General features: G+C 56.1%; 21 protein-coding genes and 1 pseudogene. 16 read left to right on the forward strand and 6 right to left on the reverse strand.

The genetic code is table 11. The features are described 5' to 3' along the window. Window positions 1-124: 124 nt before the first annotated feature. Entirely contained in the window at window positions 125-1,420 is a 1,296-nt protein-coding gene (locus tag HQL98_10895) for a cytochrome c family protein (GenBank protein MBF0272555.1), read from the reverse strand. A gap of 347 nt (window positions 1,421-1,767) precedes the next feature. After that, window positions 1,768-2,976: an NnrS family protein gene (locus tag HQL98_10900; protein ID MBF0272556.1), complete on the reverse strand. Its 1,209-nt coding sequence runs from the start codon at window positions 2,974-2,976 to the stop codon at window positions 1,768-1,770. A 345-nt stretch (window positions 2,977-3,321) separates the two neighbouring features. Here HQL98_10900 and HQL98_10905 point away from each other — a divergent pair, with 345 nt between their 5' ends. Continuing rightward, window positions 3,322-3,648: a hypothetical protein gene (locus HQL98_10905; protein MBF0272557.1), complete on the forward strand. Its 327-nt coding sequence runs from the start codon at window positions 3,322-3,324 to the stop codon at window positions 3,646-3,648. Window positions 3,649-3,657: 9 nt separating this feature from the next. Here HQL98_10905 and HQL98_10910 read toward each other — a convergent pair whose 3' ends face one another. Then, window positions 3,658-4,443, reverse strand: a complete 786-nt coding sequence (locus HQL98_10910) for a prolipoprotein diacylglyceryl transferase (protein MBF0272558.1) — start codon at window positions 4,441-4,443, stop codon at window positions 3,658-3,660. A gap of 3 nt (window positions 4,444-4,446) precedes the next feature. Beyond that, complete coding sequence (locus HQL98_10915) at window positions 4,447-5,118, reverse strand: DUF2878 family protein (GenBank protein ID MBF0272559.1); 672 nt, start codon at window positions 5,116-5,118, stop codon at window positions 4,447-4,449. 265 nt (window positions 5,119-5,383) lie between these two features. Between HQL98_10915 and rpmH the strand changes: the two genes are divergently transcribed. The 11 genes from rpmH to HQL98_10970 all read left to right on the forward strand — a co-directional run bounded on the left by rpmH (window position 5,384) and on the right by HQL98_10970 (window position 14,998). Then, on the forward strand, window positions 5,384-5,518 hold the full coding sequence (rpmH, locus tag HQL98_10920) for a 50S ribosomal protein L34 (protein MBF0272560.1): 135 nt from the start codon (window positions 5,384-5,386) through the stop codon (window positions 5,516-5,518). A 3-nt stretch (window positions 5,519-5,521) separates the two neighbouring features. Continuing rightward, on the forward strand, window positions 5,522-5,887 hold the full coding sequence (rnpA, locus tag HQL98_10925) for a ribonuclease P protein component (GenBank protein MBF0272561.1): 366 nt from the start codon (window positions 5,522-5,524) through the stop codon (window positions 5,885-5,887). After that, window positions 5,884-6,108, forward strand: coding sequence for a membrane protein insertion efficiency factor YidD (gene yidD, locus HQL98_10930; protein ID MBF0272562.1), 225 nt, complete (start codon window positions 5,884-5,886; stop codon window positions 6,106-6,108). The genes rnpA and yidD overlap by 4 nt, the downstream gene beginning before the upstream one ends. A 22-nt stretch (window positions 6,109-6,130) precedes the next feature. Continuing rightward, window positions 6,131-7,789 carry a membrane protein insertase YidC gene (gene yidC / locus HQL98_10935; protein MBF0272563.1) on the forward strand — a complete coding sequence of 553 codons (1,659 nt, stop codon included), beginning with the start codon at window positions 6,131-6,133 and terminating at the stop codon, window positions 7,787-7,789. A 4-nt stretch (window positions 7,790-7,793) separates the two neighbouring features. Then, window positions 7,794-9,188 carry a tRNA uridine-5-carboxymethylaminomethyl(34) synthesis GTPase MnmE gene (gene mnmE / locus HQL98_10940; protein ID MBF0272564.1) on the forward strand — a complete coding sequence of 465 codons (1,395 nt, stop codon included), beginning with the start codon at window positions 7,794-7,796 and terminating at the stop codon, window positions 9,186-9,188. Between the two features lie 325 nt (window positions 9,189-9,513). Next, complete coding sequence (locus HQL98_10945) at window positions 9,514-9,750, forward strand: hypothetical protein (GenBank protein MBF0272565.1); 237 nt, start codon at window positions 9,514-9,516, stop codon at window positions 9,748-9,750. A 48-nt stretch (window positions 9,751-9,798) separates the two neighbouring features. Then, window positions 9,799-11,655 carry a tRNA uridine-5-carboxymethylaminomethyl(34) synthesis enzyme MnmG gene (gene mnmG / locus HQL98_10950; protein ID MBF0272566.1) on the forward strand — a complete coding sequence of 619 codons (1,857 nt, stop codon included), beginning with the start codon at window positions 9,799-9,801 and terminating at the stop codon, window positions 11,653-11,655. Between the two features lie 118 nt (window positions 11,656-11,773). Beyond that, window positions 11,774-12,445 carry a 16S rRNA (guanine(527)-N(7))-methyltransferase RsmG gene (rsmG, locus tag HQL98_10955; GenBank protein MBF0272567.1) on the forward strand — a complete coding sequence of 224 codons (672 nt, stop codon included), beginning with the start codon at window positions 11,774-11,776 and terminating at the stop codon, window positions 12,443-12,445. Continuing rightward, window positions 12,442-13,215: a ParA family protein gene (locus HQL98_10960; GenBank protein ID MBF0272568.1), complete on the forward strand. Its 774-nt coding sequence runs from the start codon at window positions 12,442-12,444 to the stop codon at window positions 13,213-13,215. The genes rsmG and HQL98_10960 overlap by 4 nt, the downstream gene beginning before the upstream one ends. Then, the gene (locus HQL98_10965) at window positions 13,212-14,132 is read left to right on the forward strand and encodes a ParB/RepB/Spo0J family partition protein (GenBank protein ID MBF0272569.1); all 921 of its coding nucleotides are present in this window, start codon (window positions 13,212-13,214) and stop codon (window positions 14,130-14,132) included. Before HQL98_10960 ends, HQL98_10965 begins: the two co-directional genes overlap by 4 nt. 29 nt (window positions 14,133-14,161) lie before the next feature. Beyond that, window positions 14,162-14,998, forward strand: a complete 837-nt coding sequence (locus HQL98_10970) for a hypothetical protein (protein ID MBF0272570.1) — start codon at window positions 14,162-14,164, stop codon at window positions 14,996-14,998. Window positions 14,999-15,156: 158 nt separating this feature from the next. Here the strand turns inward: HQL98_10970 and folD are convergent, their stop codons facing one another. Next, window positions 15,157-16,011, reverse strand: a complete 855-nt coding sequence (folD, locus tag HQL98_10975) for a bifunctional methylenetetrahydrofolate dehydrogenase/methenyltetrahydrofolate cyclohydrolase FolD (GenBank protein MBF0272571.1) — start codon at window positions 16,009-16,011, stop codon at window positions 15,157-15,159. Between the two features lie 120 nt (window positions 16,012-16,131). Between folD and HQL98_10980 the strand changes: the two are divergent. Next, window positions 16,132-16,221: pseudogene (locus HQL98_10980) on the forward strand (DUF255 domain-containing protein). Between the two features lie 314 nt (window positions 16,222-16,535). On the opposite strand, the gene HQL98_10985 reads toward HQL98_10980, so the two are convergent. Next, window positions 16,536-16,748, reverse strand: coding sequence for a CDGSH iron-sulfur domain-containing protein (locus HQL98_10985; protein ID MBF0272572.1), 213 nt, complete (start codon window positions 16,746-16,748; stop codon window positions 16,536-16,538). 180 nt (window positions 16,749-16,928) lie between these two features. On the opposite strand from HQL98_10985, the gene HQL98_10990 reads away from it, so the two are divergent. The 3 genes from HQL98_10990 to dnaK all read left to right on the forward strand — a co-directional run bounded on the left by HQL98_10990 (window position 16,929) and on the right by dnaK (window position 21,211). Beyond that, window positions 16,929-17,846: a LysR family transcriptional regulator gene (locus HQL98_10990; protein MBF0272573.1), complete on the forward strand. Its 918-nt coding sequence runs from the start codon at window positions 16,929-16,931 to the stop codon at window positions 17,844-17,846. Window positions 17,847-18,201: 355 nt separating this feature from the next. Then, complete coding sequence (locus HQL98_10995) at window positions 18,202-18,573, forward strand: argininosuccinate lyase (GenBank protein ID MBF0272574.1); 372 nt, start codon at window positions 18,202-18,204, stop codon at window positions 18,571-18,573. 370 nt (window positions 18,574-18,943) lie between these two features. Then, window positions 18,944-21,211, forward strand: a complete 2,268-nt coding sequence (dnaK, locus tag HQL98_11000) for a molecular chaperone DnaK (protein ID MBF0272575.1) — start codon at window positions 18,944-18,946, stop codon at window positions 21,209-21,211. Window positions 21,212-21,262: the final 51 nt, after the last annotated feature.

The following is a 21,262-nucleotide window of genomic DNA, read 5'->3' on the forward strand; positions in this document are numbered from 1 at the left end:
ATGATTTTTCTGGGGTGAGGCAGGGTCATTTTTTCGGGCCGATCCGGATGGATGGTCTGAATTCCCGAGAGGGAAGCGTCGGCTTCCCTCTCGGTGGGACTGCGGGGATTGATCGTGTTCCAGACTACAAAACCGTCTCGGCCTGACCGACCAGGGCCGGTTTTTTCAGATCTTCCGGAAGCTGTTCGCCGATTTTTTCCAGCATCGGTTTGGTGACCAGATTGTAAAACAGTTCGGCGCGAATGGTCTTGACCCCGGCGGCGGGAACCGCATAGTGCAGTACCCGCTTTTCACCCGGTTTCAGACGGCTGTCGGCGCCGAGTTTGGTGGCCTGGGGCGGCATGACCGAATGGCCTTCGTTGTTGAGCAGCTTGAGGATCAGAAGGGATTGGGGATCCTCCTTGTCCGGATCCTCCTTGAAGTTGCTCCAGACCACCTCGCCCTTGTCGTTGAGGGCCGTGACCTTCAGCACCATGTTGCGAAACGGCGCGCTGCTGGGCATGGAGTGCAGAAGGGTGTTTTTCAGGATGATCGTGGCCTGAAGCTTGGAGCCTTTATCCTCGGCGTACATGGAAAGGGCCACGGACTTGCGCACCTTGGCCGGGTCATGCCCGCCGAGAATCTCATGACTGGCAAATCCGTTGAGTACCGGCATGTGACAGGATTGACAGGTGGGAGCAACCACATCCCGGGTCTCCTTGACATCCTTGCCCTTGACCTTGGTCTCCTTGACCTCCTTGCCCAACAGCAGATCACCGACCGTGCAGACCGCCACTTTCTGGGGATTGATCATGGTCTGGTGACAGCCCAGACAAATATCGGAAGTCTTGAACAGCTCCGAATTGGCCCGATGGGTGAAGGCGTTGACCTTGGGTTCATCTCCGCCACCCGGCGCCTTGACGGGTTGCTTGCCGTTGAAAACCCCTTCCGGCCCCCGCAGGTTGTCTTTGGAATATTCATAAGCCGAGGCGCCCAGAGTGGGTTTGCCCCCCTCTCCCACGACCCCCTTGAAGGCGGTCATGGTGTGACAGGCCACGCAGTTGACCCCTTCGGCGTACATGGGTTTGGCGTCGAGCTTGGTGGTTTTGTCCCGGGCGGCGATCGGGGCATGACATTGCAAGCAGGCCGGGAAGGCTTTGGTCACCTTGTGGGTCACCCCCTCTTCGGTCGGCTCACCGGCTTCCATCCGATAGACCGCGCCGTGAATCGGATCGGTCAAGGCCGTGCTTTTGGCATGCATGGAGCCTTGCCACTGACGATAGATCTCCTGATGACACTCGCCGCAATTGGCCGCAGGGACATGATTCAAAGGAGGACGGACACTCTCAGCCGGGGGGGAATCCGAAGCCCACAGCGTGGTGGCGATCAACAACGCCCCCAGCAGTCCCAATGCCAATCCCTGTTTTCCCAACACGGCCATTTCACGAACCTCCAGATCAAAAAGTGACAAAATCAGGCTCCCCCATGCCATGATATCAAACTGCGGCAACCGACACCATGCCATCAGAAAAGCACATGTCAGAATAAAGGAGTTCTTGCGAGGTGCGCAAGATCGTACAAGCGTTCCCGGGTCTGATTTTTTCGATTTTCGGCCACGTTCCGGCCTGGAAGCTGGAGAGGTCCGAGGGCCAAAACCGGCGATCAGACCTGTCACGCCGGAAGGATCCGGATCCACCCGACCCAGCCTGTCCCCTCCCGGCACCGGATCCATCCGCACGCAACACAGTCAAAAGACCATGGGCAACAACAGGCCCCCAAACCACACCCTCACTCCTTTTTGCCCCCCAGACTCACCGGCACCAGCTCGCTGATCTTGAACAGCCGATATCCGGTGCGCACGCCCCACACACCCAGCAGGGTGGCACCCGCCAGACTCATCCACAGGGTCCACCCTTCGTCCATGGGCCAGACCGGCGAGAAACTCCGGCTCCAGGCCACCACGGCCCACAATCCCACCAGATACGAGGTGGCCCGATCCGACAACACCGCTCCGGCGGAAAAAAAGCCCGTCACCCGCACCGTCACCCCCATGATCAAGGTGGTCAGGAAGGCGGCTCCCAGCAGATGCACCGCCACATCCAAGGATCCCGTTCCCAGCAGCAGCCAAAGCGCCCCGGCCACCCCGTGGAAAAATCCCAAAGACAAGGTGACGTTGATCGAGGCCCAACCGAATCCACGGGCCGCCGGAATGAATCCGGTGCCGTGGAGCAGCAGCAGCAGCGTCATCAGCCATCCGGCCCCCGCCAGACGCCAGGATCCCCACGGGGTGAAAGCCGCCCACGCCGAACAGATCCAGGCCACCCCGAGGGCCACGACAAAACGCCGCGCCCCACGATCCTGGAGCAAAGTCCCGCCCATGACGTTTTGAATCAATTGCTGGGCCGCCACCAAAGCCATGGTGATCGGTCCACACCACAACACGAACAACGCCACCCCCGGATCTTCCAAAGGCAACCAGGGAGCGATGGCCATCAGGGTCATGCCTGCGGCCAGCGGATATCCCCGGGGCAGACGCAGTTTCGGGTTGCCCTCAGAGGTGACCCGATACAAAAAGTATCCGGCCCCGCCATAGACCACGCTCACCACCAGATCCCCCAAGGTGGCCAACGGTGCGAAAGGAAACCCGGAAACCAGCAACCCGGCCCACAACAGATGACACAAATGCAACAGACTCCGGGAGGGCGGTGGTTTGCCTCCGGCCACGTGAGGTCCGGATTGCAGGGCGAAACCCAGCAGAAACGACCCCAAAAATCCCATGATCTGCATCCGGGCGTGCCACAGCTTGTAAAAAAAATAGTCACCGCTCACCGCCAGCACCCCGTGTTGCCACATCCACAGGGCAAAACCCAACGAAAACCCCGCCAATCCCGCCACCAGTCCCCCATACCAGAAGCGTTGCACCACGGGTTGACGGGTGAAGGTCATGGGCGAAAAGGTGGAATCGGAGGGGGTGAGAATCTGAATCAGGCGTTTCATGGTGATTTTTTCACTCCTGAAAGGTCTAAAGGATATTAAAGCCTGGGTGAAGGGATTCTCAAATGAGGAGGATCGGAGGGTCAAGGCTTGATGGGAAGATCAGGGGGAGAGGTGTAAAAAAAATTGCACCTGTAAAAATTTTTTACATTCTCATTCTATTGATAAAATTCAATTTTTCGCAAATTTCCCAAAACAGACCAATCATTCGCATGAATACTTAACAATCGCGACAGAAGCGATTTTGCAACCTATTGAATTTCATGGAAATAAAAAATTGTCATTCTGGCATGCAATCTGCTCTTTTGTTAATTGAAATTGATCGATTCATCAAAGCGGAGGAGTACGATGAAGAATTGCTGGGAGAAAAACCAATGTGGCCGCGAGCCTGGAGGCTCCAAGGAGACCAAGCTGGGAACCTGCCCGGTAGCGACATTCGCATTGGCGGACGGCTTTCTGGGAGGCAAAAACGGGGGACGGGCCTGTATTTTCATTGTCGGCACCCTGGCTCCCACGGACCGGGTCAACTCCTGCGAATCCCTGGCCAACCGCAGCAAGCGGGACTGTTTTCAATGTGATTTTTTCCAGACCTTGAAGAAAAAATACAAAAAGGCGTTCAATCTGGAGGTGTTCAACCGTTACATCGAAAATTCCGCCACCCTGACTTTGGATTGATTTCCGGAATCAAGGCGCCCGGAAACGGGAACGCCACAGAGAAATCCTCCAAAGCAGCATCCCCAGCAGGGTGAGGGCGCCAGAGAAGAGCTGACTGGTCTCCAGTCCCCACAGCAGCACGGAGCCTTTCAGGTCTGCGCGCCAGAAGGTGACCAGGAAATAGACCCCGAACAAAGCCACGATGGCCAGACCGGTGAGGCTGCCGGGGGCATCTTTCAGGCGCAGGCGTTGACCGAGCAACCATCGGCTCGACGCGATGGCCGCCAATCCCATATACAATTGAGTTGGATGAACCTTGAGTCCCGGCGGCGGACCGCCCCAAGGGGTGGTTCCAAAAATCACGCCCCAGGGCATTTCCGTGGCCACGCCATGGCAGCATCCCGCGGAAAAACAGCCGAAAGTCCGTTGCAGGCCATAGCCCAGAATGAAATAGGGCATGAGAAAATCCAGCACCCGCCAAAACGGCAACCCCTTCCAGAGACAATATCCCCACAGCGACACCGTGAACGCCCCGGTGATGGCCATGGTGCCCAGATTTTGCAACCGTGTGGGATCCAGGTTGGCCCGCAGGGTGGACCAGGAGAGATCGGGGGCAAACGCCATGGAGAGCAATCCCCCGCCGAACCAGATGGAAAAAACCACCAAAAAACTGATATCCCCCAGATGGGTCCGTTCCAGCAGTTCCGGATCCCGTCCCCGGACCGCCAGAAAGTGGACCAGAAACAAGGAGACCATCATCACGAAGCCGTAAGTGTAAAAGGTCAGATCCCCCAGTCGACCCAGAATCGGATACATGGTTCAGGCAGCTCCCCGGGTACGATTTTCGGCGATGCGGTGAATGATGACCGTGCTCAAGCCCCAATCCATGGCCAGGGTGATGTCCACCCCCAAAGACTGAAAATAGGGATTGTAATAGTGCCAGTATCCCAGTTGCACACAGGTGTACTCCCCCAGGGTGCCCAAAAGCGCCCCGATGACAAAGTGCAACAGATCCCGTTCTTCACGCCAGTATCCGGCCATGGTGATGAGAAATCCAGCGTAAAGCAGATAGACGAGGGGCATTTTGTTCATCAAGGCCAGGGTGGCGAAGGCGTACAGGGCCACCAGAAGAGCCAAAAAATCAAAAAACCGGTCGCGACTGGATCCGTGAGCGGGAATCGCGGCATGAATGACCCGTCCGAGACGGCGGTAAAGGGCAAAAAGATTGGCCCAGATGAGAGGAATCCAAACCGGCAGCCCCAGAATCAGGTTGGGGCCGTGATAGATCCATTCACCCAGATGGACGCTGACCGCTTCGGCGGGAGTGCCCAGAAGGGCGGCGGCGAGCATGGCCCGACGGTCGTTGGGGTGGGGATCGAAACGGGATTGGGCATAAAGAATGACCAGCAGCAGCAAGGTGGTCAGCCAGGGCCAGTTCCAGGTCAGCACCACCGAGGCGAACAACGCACCCCCGATCCCGGCGCAAAACATCCAATGCGTGATCATCCCGCCCTGTTGAAAAAAAAAGAGGAGGTCTGGAGGATTCATCCTCCAGGGTTTTGCTTTGAGTCCTTCAAAACCAAAAATCACAATAAATTTATTTTAAAGTCAAAACCCTGGGGGAAGAATCCCTCAAACCCCCGCTTTTTTTTCAATCCATTAAAACAATCCATGCGACAGACTTGACCCGTCACGCAGAGTATCGCATAATGGATGGTCCGTTCAATACAAATCATGGAAAGAAGGATTCCCACCAGTGAAAAGAACCTATCAACCCAGCAAAATCCGTCGCAATCGCACCCACGGGTTCCGTGCCCGCATGGCCACCCACGATGGCCGCGCGGTGCTGTCCCGCCGTCGCGCCAAGGGACGTCACAAACTGATCCCGTAACGCATGCCGACTCCCGCAGATTTCCGGTTTCCGAAATCGGCGAGGCTTCTGACTTCCCGGGAATTTCAACAGGTTTCGTCCCGGGGACGCCGATTCACTTCGCGCTATTTCATTCTGCTGACCCGTGATGTCCCACTCGAACCCACCCGCATGGGCATCACGGTCAGTCGCAAGGTGGGTAACGCGGTACAGCGCAACCGGGTGAAGCGGATCATTCGCGAAATGTTCCGACTCCGCAGACCCATGCTGAAACCCGGCCTGGAGTGTATCGTCATCGCCAAACCCCTGGCGGGTCAAACGGTCAACGCGGATCTGAGCCTCAATCTGCGGGAACTGCTCGCCCATCACGAAGTACGCGTACCTGTTTGATAAAGATCATCATGCACAAACTACTGCTCGGCATCATCCGTTTCTACCAGCTGGTGATTTCACCCGTGCTGCCGAGCAGTTGCCGCTTTTACCCGACTTGCTCCCACTACGCCGCCGAAGCCGTGACACGATACGGGGCGATGAAGGGAAGCTGGCTCACCCTGCGTCGATTGGGCAAATGCCATCCATTCCACCCTGGCGGACTCGACCCCGTCCCTTGAATCGGTTACTAGGATAATCGCCATGGACCAGCGCACTCTCCTGGCCATCACCTTGTCATTCATTCTTCTGATCGCTTTTCAGACGTTCTCGGATATCTATCTGCCCCCGCCCCAACCAACCGTGGAGCAGGGCAAAGAGAACAAAGACAGCAAAGAAAACAAGGAGACCCAATCCGTCGAGAAAAAGGTCCAGGAACAGGCCAACGTGGAGGCCGCCAAGCCCCCGCAAGCCCTGCACGCCCAGACCATCCCCGGATCCACACCCAATGCCAACGAACAACGCTTCGCGTTTGAAAACGGTGTGATGGCTGGTCATGTTTCCAATGTGGGGGCGTCGCTTTCCCAGGTGAGCTTCCTGAAATACCTGGATCATCTCCCCCCGGAAGGCAAACCCATCGAATTCATGTCTCCCGCCGGAGCCCATCTGTTCTTTGAGGAGAGTGGCTATCTGGGCGAGGTGGGGGTGGAACTCCCCACCCGCAAGAGTGTCTGGACCCGTTCCGGCAGTGGTCCCGTCGGCCCCAACGCCCCCCTCACCCTGGAGTGGGATAATGGCAAAGGTCTGAAATTCGAGAAAAAATTCTCCTTTGAAGCCGGTTCCTACCTGGTCACCACCACCGACCGGGTGATCAATACCACGGACAAACCGGTCTCGTTGTTTCACTTTGCCCACTTTGCCCGTATCGAACCCAAGCTCGATGACAAACAGGCCATGGCGGTATCCGACTTCCAGGGGCCCATGGGTTATCTGGACTCGGTGCGCGTGCAGCATGTGTACGAGGAACTCAAAAAACAGGATCAGCGCGTCAATGCCCAAGAGGGTTGGGCAGGCTTCAGCGATAAATATTTCCTGGCCGCCCTGGTGCCCGATCAGTCCGGTGGCATGAAGAAATTCTATTTCGATTACGACGAACCCACCCATCGCATCGGTGTCGTGGCCAGCAAACAGGAGTTGCAGGCCGGCGGTTCTTTGGAAAAATCCACCCGTCTGTTCATCGGTCCCAAGGAGGTGCGTACCCTGGAAGCCTCCGGTCTGAAACTGGAGCGGTCCATCGATTATGGCTGGTTCCATTTCCTGGCGGTGCCCCTGGTCAAGGTTTTGTTGTTCTTCAACGACTTCATTCATAACTACGGCATGGCGATCATTCTGTTGACGGTGATCATCAAGCTGCTGTTCTTCCCCTTGGCCACCAAGAGCTACCGCTCGATGAACGCCATGAAGAAGCTCGCCCCCAAGATGGAGGAGTTGAAAAAGCTTTACGCCCACGACAAGGCCATGTTGCAGCAAGAGACCATGCGTCTGTATCAAGACAACAAGGTCAACCCGCTGGGTGGATGTTTGCCGATCATTGTGCAGATTCCGGTCTTTTTCGCCTTGTACAAGGTGTTGTTTCTCTCCATCGAGATGCGGCACGCCCCATTGGTTTTCTGGATTCACGATCTGTCGGTGATGGATCCTTATTACGTCCTGCCGATCCTCATGGGCATCTCCATGATGATTCAGACCAAATTGAACCCGGCCCCGCCGGATCCGATCCAGGCCAAGGTGATGCTCTTTTTGCCGGTGATTTTCACGGTGATGTTTTTGAGTTTCCCGGCTGGACTGGTGCTGTATTGGCTGGTCAACAATGTGCTGTCCATTGCCCAGCAGGGGTACATCATGAAGTTGGAGTCCAAATGACCCGATGATGGGTTCTTGCGTGTTGTTCGACGACGAGCCGATCGCGGCGTTGGCCACGCCGCCCGGCACGTCGGCGGTTGCGATCATCCGTATGAGCGGAGCCGGTTTGATTTCCCGATTGTTGCCTTTGTTGAGGCGTCCGGGGGGGCGATCGGTGGCTTTGGAGGATCTCAAGCCGCGACAGCTCAGACGCTTGGATGTGGTGGACGATCCGGAACCGGTGCTTCTGGATCAGGTGATGATGGTCTGGTTTCCCGCTCCCCACTCCTACACGGGTGAGGATGTGGTGGAATTGCAGGGACATGGGTCTCCGGTGGTGGTTCAACGCATCCTGGAGCGTCTGAGCGCCGCCGGAATCCGTCCCGCCAGACCTGGGGAGTTCACCCGACGGGCCTGTTTGAACGGCAAGATGGATCTCACCCAGGCCGAAGCCATTGCCGCCTTGATCAACGCCTCCTCGTTGCGTTCGGCACGGGAGGCGGTGCGTCAAATGGAGGGATCCCTCTCCGAACGAATTAATCATGCACGCGACCAATTGCTTACCGTTTTAGCCCATCTGGAAGCCAGTCTGGATTTCTCCGACGAAGATGTTGTCCCCCTGCCCTCTGCTGGCTTGTTGAAAGAAATCAGTGAAGTCTCCGAGTTGTTGGGGAGTCTCCTTCGGGGGGCGTCGATGGGGATTCGCTTACAGGATGGATTTCATCTGATCATCATCGGTCGCCCCAATGTGGGCAAATCCAGTTTATTCAATCGGATGTTGGGTCGAAAACGGGCGATCGTCTCGCCGGTGCCGGGGACCACACGGGATTGCATTGACAGTCATGTGGAGATTCGGGGATTCCCGGTGACCTTGCTGGATACGGCGGGGTTGCGGGTGACGGACGAACCGGTGGAGGCGGAGGGGATTCAATTGACCCGTGAGCAGATGGTGCGGGCGGATGGGGTATTATTGGTTTTGGATGCTGAGGTTGGATGGACCGATGAGGATCGTGTGTTGGTTCAGGGTTTGGGGCAGGATTCTCTGATCATTTGGAACAAGATGGATCTGTACGCCGGGGAGCATGCGTTGGTCTGCCCTGGTGATTGGCCGATGGTGCGTGTCAGTTCCGTCACGGGTGACGGGATGGAGGTTTTGGAGGGTATGATTGCCGAGCGGTTATTGCCGATGCCATTGGATGGTGAAGGTGCGGTGATCATGGTGGTGCGTCAGAAAGAGGCGTTGGCGCGTGCGGTGAAGGCGTTGGCTGAGTGTGAGGCTTGGATCATTCACGGCAAGCCGGGTGAGGTCACGTCGCTTCCATTGAGGGTTGCTTTGGAGGCATTAGGTGAATTGGTTGGGCATGTTACACAGGAAGATCTATTGGATCGCATTTTCTCCACTTTTTGCATTGGCAAATAGATTTCTCAAATCAAACTATTGAAAAAAAAGAGAGGGTCTGGGGGATTCTTCCCCCAGGACTTTGACTTTCTTCTTTTGACTTTAGCGCGCTTTTACAAAAGCTTTTTTCGCACAGCGAAAAAAGCGCAGCGCGCTCTCAGCCCTCCCCCAGCGACAACGCCTCAATCGATCCCTCTTCTTGCCCATTCAAATCCAGTACTCACCTTGTAAAATCAACACATACTTTCCAATTCGCCCATTCAAATCCAGTGCTCACCTTGTAAAATCAACACATTTTCCAAAAGACGAAAACAATTCACAGCCATTCTCACTCACATAAAAACGAGTGAAAATTGGCCACGCGCTTGCGCTTTTTTCTCAAAAGGCAAATCAAAAAGATCAAATGCATTTCCTTGATGCGCGCTTGCGCTTTTTTCTCAAAAAACGAGAAAAAAGCTTTTTTGAAAAGCGCGTCAAAGGCAAAACAAGAAAGTCAAAAGCTCAAAGTCAAAACCCTGGGGGAGGAATCCCCCAGACCCTCTCTTTTTTTTTAATAGTTATTGCGAGCCTTGCTGGCTTTTGATAGTATCTGTGAAACTGTTTCACGTGAAACCTCTCACCATCCAATACCATGCCCGCCACCCATCACTTCGATATCATCATTGTCGGCGGCGGCCACGCCGGCTGCGAGGCCGCCTACGCAGCCGCACGCATGGGCGCACAGACGCTCCTGCTGACCCAAAACCTCGATACCATCGGCCAAATGTCCTGTAATCCCGCCATCGGCGGCTTGGGCAAAGGCCACCTAGTGCGCGAAATCGATGCCCTCGGCGGCCTCATGGCAACCCTGGCAGACCGCGCAGGTATCCACTTTCGCATCCTCAACCGCAGCAAAGGCCCCGCCGTACACGGCCCACGCGCCCAAATGGATAAACTGGACTATCGACGCGAAACCCGAACCAGCCTGGAATCTCTCCCAAACCTCACCCTCCGCCAGGGCGAAGCCGTCAGCCTCATCATCGAAAACCAAACCGTATGCGGCATCACCACCGATTGGGGCTATGACTGCCGTGCGTCCGCCGTCGTCCTCACCACTGGAACCTTCCTGCAAGGACTCGCCCATATCGGTGAACGCACCTTCCCCGCCGGACGCCTGGGAGATGCACCCAGCATGACCCTCAGCAACTCCCTGCGGGAACTGGGACTGGAAATCCATCGCCTGAAAACCGGAACCCCCCCCAGACTCGATGGCCGCTCCATCGATTGGTCACGACTGGAACCCCAACCCGGCGAAAATCCACCAGTCCCCTTCTCCTTCATGACTCCCTCCATCCAACGCCCACAGGTGGTGTGCCATATCACCTTCACCAGCGAAAAAACCCATGAACTGATTCTTGATAATCTTCACCGCGCCCCACTCTACTCGGGACAAATCAAAGGAATCGGACCCCGCTATTGCCCGTCCATCGAAGACAAAGTCGTGCGCTTCAAAGAACGTGAACGACACCAGATCTTCCTGGAACCGGAAGGATGGCGCACCAAAGAAATCTATCCCAATGGCATCTCCACCAGCCTGCCTATCGATGTCCAACTCGATATGATCCACTCCATGGAAGGACTGGAACAGGCCGTGATCCTGCGACCGGGATACGCTATCGAATACGATATGGTGGATCCCACCCAACTCAATGACGCCCTCGCCGTCAAAGGGGTGAAAGGACTATATCTGGCAGGACAAATCAATGGCACCACCGGCTACGAAGAAGCCGCCGCCCAAGGACTGGTGGCCGGAATCCAAGCCGTGCGCCACCACCGCAATCTCCCCCCGATCCGCTTCGATCGCTCCGAAAGCTATATCGGCGTCATGATCGATGACCTGGTGACCAAAGGGGTCGATGAACCCTATCGCATGTTCACCTCCCGCGCCGAATTCCGCCTACTACTGCGCTCGGATAACGCCGATACCCGATTGACCCCGCTGGGACGAAAAATTGGATTGGTGGATGAGGCGCGATGGGTCAAATTTCAGAAAAAACAGGATACGCTCCACGAAGCACGAAACATGCTTCGCGCTATCAAGATCCACGCCAGTGAAACAGGATTGACAAACGGAAAAGACCGCAAAACCGCCTGGGATTGGCTCCGGGGCGAAGAGATAAGCTCGGAAGATGTCTTCCAAAAAGCAGGCCTGGGAACTGCCGCTGACGAAATCAAAGGAATCCTGAATGCCGAAGCTGGATACGAAGGCTACTTGACCCGACAACAAGAAGAAATCAACCGCTTTCGCAAAGCGGAATCCATGGAACTGCCGGAAGATTTCGATTGGATGGCCGTGCCCGGATTGTCCACAGAAATGAAACAAAAATGGATGAAGATCAAACCCCGTACACTCGGACAAGCCTACCGGGTCCCCGGATCCACACCGGCCTCCCTGTCGGTGCTGATGATCCACTTGAAAACCCATCCCCCCACCCCCTCCAAACGCTGAAGGCCATGAAAATTGAGGGTTGAGATGAAATTGTGATTTTGAAAAAGAGAACCCTGGGGGATGAATCCCCCAGACCCCCTCTTTTTTTTTAATTGTTAAAAACAGGAATGACGGCACTATGGATTATGATTGGGAAGGTTGCTTCAATAGCATTCAACTGGTTCTTGGATACCCTTTGAATGATAGGGTCCAACAACAATTGCAACGCTATACCCAATACCTGCTGGAATGGAATCGAACCTATAACCTAATCGGACCTGCGGCGGTCCATGACCTGCTTTCCCGACATATTCTGGATTCGGTCTCCCTGATCCCCCTCCTCCCGGAAACAGCCAAAATCGCTGACATGGGATCCGGTGCCGGTCTTCCCGGATTGATCCTCGCCATGCTCTCACCACCTTCCCGACAATTTCATCTCTACGAGGCCAATCAAAAAAAAAGCCGATTTCTTAACTATATCGCCACAGAACTGCAACTGATCGATCGCGCCCACATCCACAAGCAACGCGTCGAAGAATTACACCCGGATTCACATACCTACGACATCACCACCTGCCGCGCCCTGGCCAGCCTGGAAATCATTGCCAAACTTTCACGATCCCTCCTGAAACCCGATGGCGTCTGCCTTGCCATGAAAGGCCGTAACGCCCCGGATGAAATCCATATTTTCAAAAATTCCAAACTCGAAAAATATTTCACATCACCCACCATCCATCCCATACCCCACAACCCGGAGGGTATGATCATCCAGATGCGGATGGTTTCACGTGAAACAGGTATGCACCCATGAATCGGATTATCGCCATCGTCAACCGCAAGGGAGGAGTGGGCAAAACTACCACGGCGGTCAATCTGGCCGCCACAGCCGCCGCCTCTGGCAAGAAAACCCTGTTGGTGGATTTCGATCCTCAAGGCAATGCCACCACCGGCTATGGCATCCCAAAAGAAAATGGTCAACCCACCATCTACGATGTCATCACCGGACAAGGAACCATACGGGAAGCCACCCGCAGCATCCTGGGCGCCACGCACCTGGGGGTCATTCCTTCGACCGCCGACTTGAGCGGAGCCGAGATAGAATTGGTCAATACCCGCAACCGGGAATTCCGCCTGCGAGAACGCCTCAAACACATCGAACAGGAATACGACTGGATTCTCATCGATTGTCCCCCCTCGTTGGGCCTGCTGACCGTGAACGCTCTGGCCGCCGCCCATGGGGTTTTAATTCCGCTGCAATGCGAATTCTACGCCATGGAAGGATTGAGCCAAGTGCTCAAGACCATCGAAATCATCAAAAAAAATATCAATAAATCGCTGGAAGTGGATGGCATTCTCCTCACCATGCACGAACCACATAACCAGCACAACCTGGAAATCGAAAAAGAAATTCGCGCTCATCTCGGGGCCTTGACCCTGGAGACGGTCATTCCCCGCGACCCCATTCTCAATATGGCACCACGCTTTGGACGACCGGGAGTCTGGTATCATCCCTGGTCGCCTGGTGCCTTGGCCTATCAAAATTTAACGCTGGAACTGCTTCAGAAGGAAATGCAATCATGAAAAATACCCAATCCGGCATGGGACAAGGACTGGCTGCCTTGCTGGGGGACGCGGCACACACCATCCCCTTGCAAGAAAAGGTGCTGCTGATTCCCATCGACCAGATTCAACCCAATCCCAATCAACCCCGTCAAAATTTCTCGGAAGAGTCCCTGCGTGAACTGGAACTCTCCATTCGGGAACAGGGCATCCTGTTGCCCATTCTCGTGCGGCCCAAACGGGGATTCGATGAGGTGTATCAACTGGTCGCCGGAGAACGCCGCTGGCGGGCCGCCAAAATGGCTGGACTTCTGGAAGTCCCGGCTTTGCTGCGCAACTGGAATGACCGGCAGGCACTCGAAGCCTCCATCCTCGAAAACGTGCAACGGGAAGATCTCAACCCCGTGGAAGTCGCCAGAGGATGTTCGGAGTTGATCGAAAAGTTCGGATACAGTCATAAAAAAGCTGCCCAGCGTATCGGCAAAAGCCGCGAAACCATCACCAATCTGTTGCGTCTGCTGCGCCTGCCGGAGTCGATTCTGGGACTGATCGAGTCCGGAACCCTCTCCACAGGTCATGCCCGCGCTTTATTGCGCCTGGAAGAAAAACCGGAACTCATGGAACGTCTGGCCTCCGAAGTGTTGGCCAAGGAGTTATCCGTCCGACAAACGGAAACCATGGCCCGGGCCATGGAAACAGAAAGCGCGGCAGAGCAGGCAAATGAGTCCGAAACGACCGAAGAGGTGGAAGTGACCCCATCCAATCGGGGACGCAAAAAGGATCCAATGATCTTGTCCATTGAAAGTCGATTGACCGAGACCCTGGGCGCTCAGGTGGCCATCACCCATTTGCGCGGCAAGGGCAAAGTGATCGTGGAATATTCCAGCCTGGATGAGTTGGAAGCCTTGGCCGATAAACTGCTGAAAGGTCAATTGTGAGGGCAGGAAAAAAATCCACTTCCGGATGGATGGTCCGCGCACTGCCGCTGATCAATCTGCCCTTGATTGCCTTGTTGGCCTGGGAGTTGGCTGACTGGACCTGGCGGGGAATCCAGGGAGAATGGAGCCGTATCGATCCGGCTGTTGAAAGTCGGGCAGGGGGGATAGCCACACCATCCGGGGAAAAGTCGGGCAGGGGGGAAATGCAGGGCTTGGCGGGTCTGTTTGGCCAGGCCAAACCCGATGCGCTTGTCGTCCCGCAAAAGGTCACGAATGCACCAGTCACCCGTCTGGAGGCCAAGCTGTTGGGGATCTTGTCCGCGACGGACAATTCGGTCGTGCCACGGGCCATGATCGCAGGCACGAATATTCCCGAAGGGGCTTATGGGGTGGGGGATGAGGTGGGACCGGCGTTGATTCGCGGAATCGAATGGGATCGTGTGGTCTTGGACAATCACGGCAAGTTGGAAACCTTGCGATTGCCCAAGTTGGGCAGCGAGGGGAATGCCAAGGCGGAAGAACCGGCGGCCCAGAGCAAAGTTTCGGCGGAAACACAGGCGTTGATTGGTAAACTGTGGGGGCAGTTCGAGTCCAGACCGGAAAGCATTCTGGAAAATATACGCATCGAGCCGGTATTTGTGAAAGGGCAATTCAATGGGGTACAGTTGTTTCCGGGATCGGATCCGAAGTTTCTGGAACAATTCGGGGTTCAGGCCGGGGATGTCGTGAATTGGGTGAACGGGGTGGAGTTGACCGATCCCATGAAGGGCATGGAAGTCCTGGGAAAACTCGGAACGGCTGAGACCATGCAGTTCCGGGTCACCCGGGGATCCGAATCTCTCGCATTCGAGTTCCGCCGCCAATAAACCATTTAAAAAAAAGAAGGGGTCTGGGGGATTCATCCCCCAGGGTTTTGAATTTTTTGTCTTTTAAAAATAAAAATTAAATATTGTTATTCTAAAAGATTAAAACTCTGGGGGATGAATCCCCCAGACCCCCTCTTTGTTTTTAATAGTAACGACCATTACAGCCCGTGGGTGCGTCTCAGGCTTTTGACGGTGTTTTGCAACAACATCGCAATCGTCATCGGTCCCACGCCTCCCGGTGACGGGGTGATGTAAGAGGCCCGTTCCGCCGCGGCAGCAAAATCCACATCCCCGCACAACGAGCCATCCGCCAGACGATTGGTACCCACATCGATCACCACCGCCCCTTCCCGGATCCACTCTCCCGGAATCATGCGGGGTCTGCCCACTGCAGCCACCAGAATATCCGCCGAACGAACCAATCCTGGCAAATCCACGCTGCGGGAATGGCAAACCGTCACCGTGGCATCCGCCGCCAGCATCAGCAAAGCCATGGGCTTGCCCACGATATTGGAACGTCCCACCACCACCACATGACGGGATTTGGGATCAATCCCTTCGACGCGCAGCAACTCCATCACCCCGAATGGAGTACAAGGGGGAAACATTGGCTTGCCAATGGACAACAGACCCACATTATAGGGATGAAAGCCATCCACATCCTTGAACGGAGAGATGGTTTCCAAAACCGCCCGTTCCGAAATGTGCCCCGGCAACGGCAATTGGGTGAGAATGCCATGTACGGCGGGGTCGGCGTTGAGTCGATGAATCAAATCCAACAAAGCCCCTTCCGACACGTCGCCAGGCAGTTCATGATGAAACGAAGCGATTCCGGCATTTTCGCAGGCTTGGCGTTTCATGCGGACATAAACCTTGGAAGCCGGATCGTCACCCACAATGATCACAGCCAGACCGGGCACCAGACCGCGCTGCTCCCGCAACCACTGGACCTCCTGACGCAAGGTTTCCCGAATTTCGGCGGCAATCCGTTTGCCGTCAATAATGTGAGCCATGATCACGCCTCCCGTGGAACGAAGATGTACACCCAATGATCGAAAGAACCAAAACATAGCAGAAATTTTTGTCCGCTGCGACCGGATTTCTCAACCTTAGATTCATGCTGGAGCCAATCCATGACCAACCCTCCCAACCGGTTGATCCACGAGACCAGTCCCTATTTGCTGCAACACGCCCACAACCCGGTTGACTGGTTTCCCTGGGGAAAAGGTACCCAATGGCAATAAAATCGTCATCACATTTCGAGATCATGTTGTACGACAACGTCTTGCTGGCGTGGGTCTATCTGGAGGCTTGGCAGTTGACCGGAGAGACGGGTCATGCCCAGGTGGTACGGAGAATTCTGGATGATCTGCTGGAACGGTTTCGTTTGCCGGATGGAGCGTTTCTTTCCTCGTTGGACGCGGACAGCGCGGGGGAGGAGGCAGCTTTTACATTTTGTTTCGTGTTGGTTCAGAAGTTTCGATTGGTTCAAGACCCCTGGCCATCCGGTTGTGGCCAGGGGTGTCCCGAAGCCGTTTCAGCCCTTGTGGGATCCATCGCAAAATGGCGCCTTGCCGCTGCGGGTGCAGGAACAGACGGCCACCCGACCCGCCTCGTTCATCACCACATGACGCGGGGCGCGATCACTGCCTTGATGCGAACCATCACAATAGGGGGCGTTGCCGGACTTTCCACAGACGCAGATGTAATGCTCTCCGGCGGGCAGATCCAGGATGATCGGGGTTTGCATGGTGTTCCTCTCCTTGAGGTTTCAAGTCGGTGCCGGGTTGATTAAGATCCTGGGGTTGGGTGCGGTGCGTCTTGATGACCTTCCAGGTGACACACAGCATAGTTGACCCATGATTCCTTTACAATATCCCTTTCTGTAATATTATTGTTCACGAATCGTTGACAAATGCGGGAGGGCGGAATGGATCGTCTGGCGCTGATGGAGAGTTTCGTGCGGGTGGTGGAGAGCGGCAGCTTTGCGGAGGCGGCCCGCAAGGGGCGGGTGTCCCGGGCAGCGGTCAGCAAACATGTGGAGACGTTGGAAGAGTATTTGGGAGTCCATCTGCTCAACCGTACCACGCGGCGTATGCATCTGACGGTCGAAGGCGAGGTTTTTTTTCGACGCTGTCGCGCCATCCTGGAGGAGGTGACCGAGGCGGAACAAGAGGCGACCCAACTGCATGCGGCACCACGGGGGCAATTGCGGGTGAATGCCCCCATGTCTTTCGGGGTTCATCATCTGGCCCCGGCGGCTGCGGCCTTTTTGTCGGAATATCCGGGCATCGAAATGGAACTGGTACTCAACGATCGCATCGTGGATCTGGTGGAAGAGGGATTCGATGTGGGGGTGCGTATCGGCGTACTGGAGGATTCGACCCTGATGGTCCGTCGTCTGGCCTGGGCGCAACTGGTCTTGTGCGCCAGTCCGGAATATGTGGCGCGACGGGGAATCCCCGCTCAACCCGAAGACCTGACCACTCACGCCTGCCTGATTTACAGTTATACCCAATCCCCGAACCTGTGGCGTTTCCGGCAAGGGGACGCGACGTTCACCGTGCGTGTGGCCGGCCCTCTCTGCGCCAATAACGGCGATGTGCTGCGGGTCGCGGCATTGGCGGGTCTGGGGGTGGCGATTCTGCCGGTGTTTCTCGTCAGCCGGGAGCTGGACGCCGGAACCCTGATCCCTTTGCTGCCCGCATACACCCTGCCTTGCCTCGGCATCTACGCGGTCACCCCTTCCAATCGCCATCTGTCGGCCAAGGTGCGGCGGTTGATCGATTTTCTGGCCAGCCGCTTCGGCAGCCAGACGAATGGCTCCAGGTTTGGCCGGTCTGACTGATTGGGGAAGGGTCCATCGGCTTGGGTTCTTCCGACTTTCGGGTCTGGTATTTCCAAGGAAGCCCAACCCCATCATCAAAAGATACCGTTGACACGACAAGGGATCACAGGTTCAAATCTCATACTGTGCGCCATTTGCAAAGCCTTGCGCAGGAATGGAGAGTCGCTTATTTTATCTGGTCGTTTTTTGGGGGGAGTTCAAGCTGTCGTTTTGATTGGTTCCAAGACCGGGAGTTTGGAATCGCAGATCGCAGCGCAGTGGAGCGTGTTTTCAGGGAGTCGGGAGCGTTGCCAGGGAAGGCTAAAGAGGGTTTATCGGAAAATCAACGTCTGTAAGGTCGGGTAAGGAGCGAATCATGAAGCATCTTCTTTCTGCAGCGGTTTTGTTGTCCTCTCAATTGTTGTTGGCCGGTTCCGTTCTGGCGGGTCCGAATCAGGATTTCACGCTGATCAACAAAACCGGTTATGTCATCGACAAGGTCTTCGTCTCTCCTTCCCACTCCGAAGACTGGGAAGAGGATGTGCTGGGTCGTGACACCATGCCCGATGGCGAGACCGTGCCCATCCACTTCTCCCGTGGCACCACCACCTGCGAATGGGATCTGAAAGTGGTTTACGAGATCGACAATTCGTCGGCGGTTTGGCACGACATCGACCTGTGTTCGGTTTCCAAGATCTCCATCTTCTGGAATCAAAGCTCGGGAAAAACCACGGCCAAATACGAATAAGCCGTTTGGTCGCTTGATAGAGAGGGTGACAACCCCGGTTTCCACCATGCCACGGCTGTGGGAATGGATCGGGACCGGGGTTGACCTCTTTGTTGTGGATCCTGCCGTCAATTCCCCTTTCGCCGTTCTTCCAAATCAGGCTTTCCCGGATGGTTCGGGCAGAGTTTGCCGCCGTTCCTGTTGACACCCCACTCTTTTTTCCTCTTTGACAGGCATCTCACTGGCTTGAAATGTCTATGGGAATGCTTTGGCATTTTTGTTGCAGCTTTCCATAACGCGCCGCACGTCGCTTGACTGTGCGGCTCCGATGAGATGTGATCCGTACCGCAAAACTTTATGTGACTAAAGATGGATGAAGGATGGAGAGCCAATGAGCAGAATTATCGGCATCGATCTGGGCACCACCAACTCCTGCGTCAGTGTGCTGGAGAATGGGGAGGTCATGGTTCTGGCGAACATGGAAGGTGGTCGCACCACCCCCTCGATGGTGGCCTATTCTGCCGATGGCGAACGCCGGGTGGGACAGACCGCCAAGCGTCAGATGGTGGTCAATCCGGAAAACACCCTGTTCGCCATCAAGCGGCTCATGGGTCGGCGTTTCAACGATCCGATCATCCAGCGGGAAAGACGCATGCTGGCCTACAGGCTGGTGGCCCTGGAAAACGGGGATGCGGGGGTGGAGGTGTGGGGTCAGAAGATGGCTCCGGCGGAGGTGTCGGCCATCATCTTGCAAAAAATGAAGAAAATCGCCGAGGAAAACCTCGGGGAACCGGTCCGGGACGCGGTGATCACCGTACCGGCCTATTTCACCGAGTCCCAGCGTCAGGCCACACGGGACGCGGGCCGGATCGCCGGACTCAACGTGATGCGCATCATCAACGAACCGACCGCCGCCGCGTTGGCCTATGGTCTGGAAAAAGAGTCGGGCAAGACCATTGCGGTTTTCGATCTGGGGGGAGGCACCTTCGATATTTCCATTCTGGAGATCGGGGAGGGGGTGTTTCAGGTCAAGGCGACCAATGGGGACACCTTTCTGGGCGGGGAGGATTTTGATCAGTGCGTGATCAATCATCTGGCGGAAACCTTTTTGGAGCAGCACGGTCTGGATCCCCGTCTGGAAAAAGAGTCGTTGCAGCGCCTCAAGGAGGCGGCGGAAGTGGCCCGCATCGAGCTTTCCACGGGTTTGCGCACCGAGATTCATCTGCCGTTTTTATGTTTCGACGCCAAAGGTCCCAGGAATCTGCACCTGACCTTGACCCGCGCCAAGCTGGAAGAGTTGGTGGATGGTCTGATTCAGCGCACCATCATTCCCTGCGTGATCGCCCTGAAGGATGCGGGCATCACCGTGGAGGGGATCGATGAGGTGATCCTGGCCGGAGGCATGACCCGCATGCCCAAAATCCGTCAGACCGTGGCCAAGTTTTTTGGCCGGGAACCCCGCTCCGGGGTCAATCCCGACGAGATCGTGGCCATGGGAGCGGCCATTCAGGCGGGGGTGCTGGGGGGGGAGATTCGTGATGTCTTGCTGCTGGATGTCACGCCGTTGTCCCTGGGTATCGAGACCAAGGGGGGGATTTTCAATGTGCTGATCCCCAAGAACGAAACCATTCCCTGTCTGTTCACCAAGACCTTTTCCACGGTGATGGACAACCAAAAATTCGCCACCGTGCGGGTGGCCCAGGGGGAACGGGGTATTTTCAACGCCAACCATTTTCTGGGGGAGTTCACCCTGGATGGCCTGCCCCCCGCTCTCAGGGGTGTGCCCCGCATCGAAGTGTCGTTTGTGGTGGATGCGGATGGCATGGTCAAGGCTTCGGCCATCGACAAGACCACCGGTCGTGCCCAGTCGATCCGGGTCAAGGTCTCCGGCGGGCTGGAAGAGCTGGAAATTCAACGGATGGTCCGTGAAGCGGAACTCCATGCCGAAGAGGATGCCCGGCAACAGTGGATGGTACGGGTGATCAATCAGGCGGATGGCACCTTGTATCGGGTGAAACAGTTCACCGTGTTTCACGGCAAGGCTTTGGAGTCCACCCGGCGGGAGGCGTTGAACGACGCGGCCCGGGAACTGCAAAAGGTGGTGGAGGCGGGACAGGATCTTTCCGCCATCACCGAGTTGACCCGTCTGCTTGACGAACTGTTGCTGCACACCCCGGATCCGAGGATGGAAAAGGAAAGCCTGTCGGCTGACCAGGGCAGGGACCGGGAGTCGTCGGAGGCGCGTCACGGTGACGGAAGGTCATGGGATGGGATGGCTCCGGTGCTGGATCTGGAGGAGGGGGAGGAACTGGAAGGCTTCGAGGCTTCGGGGGGAGCCGATGAGCTGGATCAGGAGTTCGAGACCATCGGCGCCTTGGAAAATGATGCCGCGTTCGATGTGGAAGAGGCGTTGGATGAGGCGCGGTTTACGGTCAGGGCGGATCATCGGGATCTGGAGGCCATGTTCCACATGGGCGTTGTGGTGGACGATGAGCGTCCTGCGGGAATTGGGTCGAAAGGGGATGTCAGGTCCGAGGGGATCGGCATCAGCCGGATGATGGACCTTCCCCCGCCGGGACATCCGGTGGTCGGGATCCCTGGATCCATCGTGGCCAGGGAACCGGGCGCCTCTCCGGGTTGGATGGCTTTGGCCAGTTGAGCGCAGGCGGGTACGATCGGGAGGGATCCGTCTGTTTCGGGATCTCGCGTA

It is taken from the genome of Magnetococcales bacterium (genome assembly GCA_015231755.1).
GTDB lineage: Bacteria > Pseudomonadota > Magnetococcia > Magnetococcales > Magnetaquicoccaceae > Magnetaquiglobus.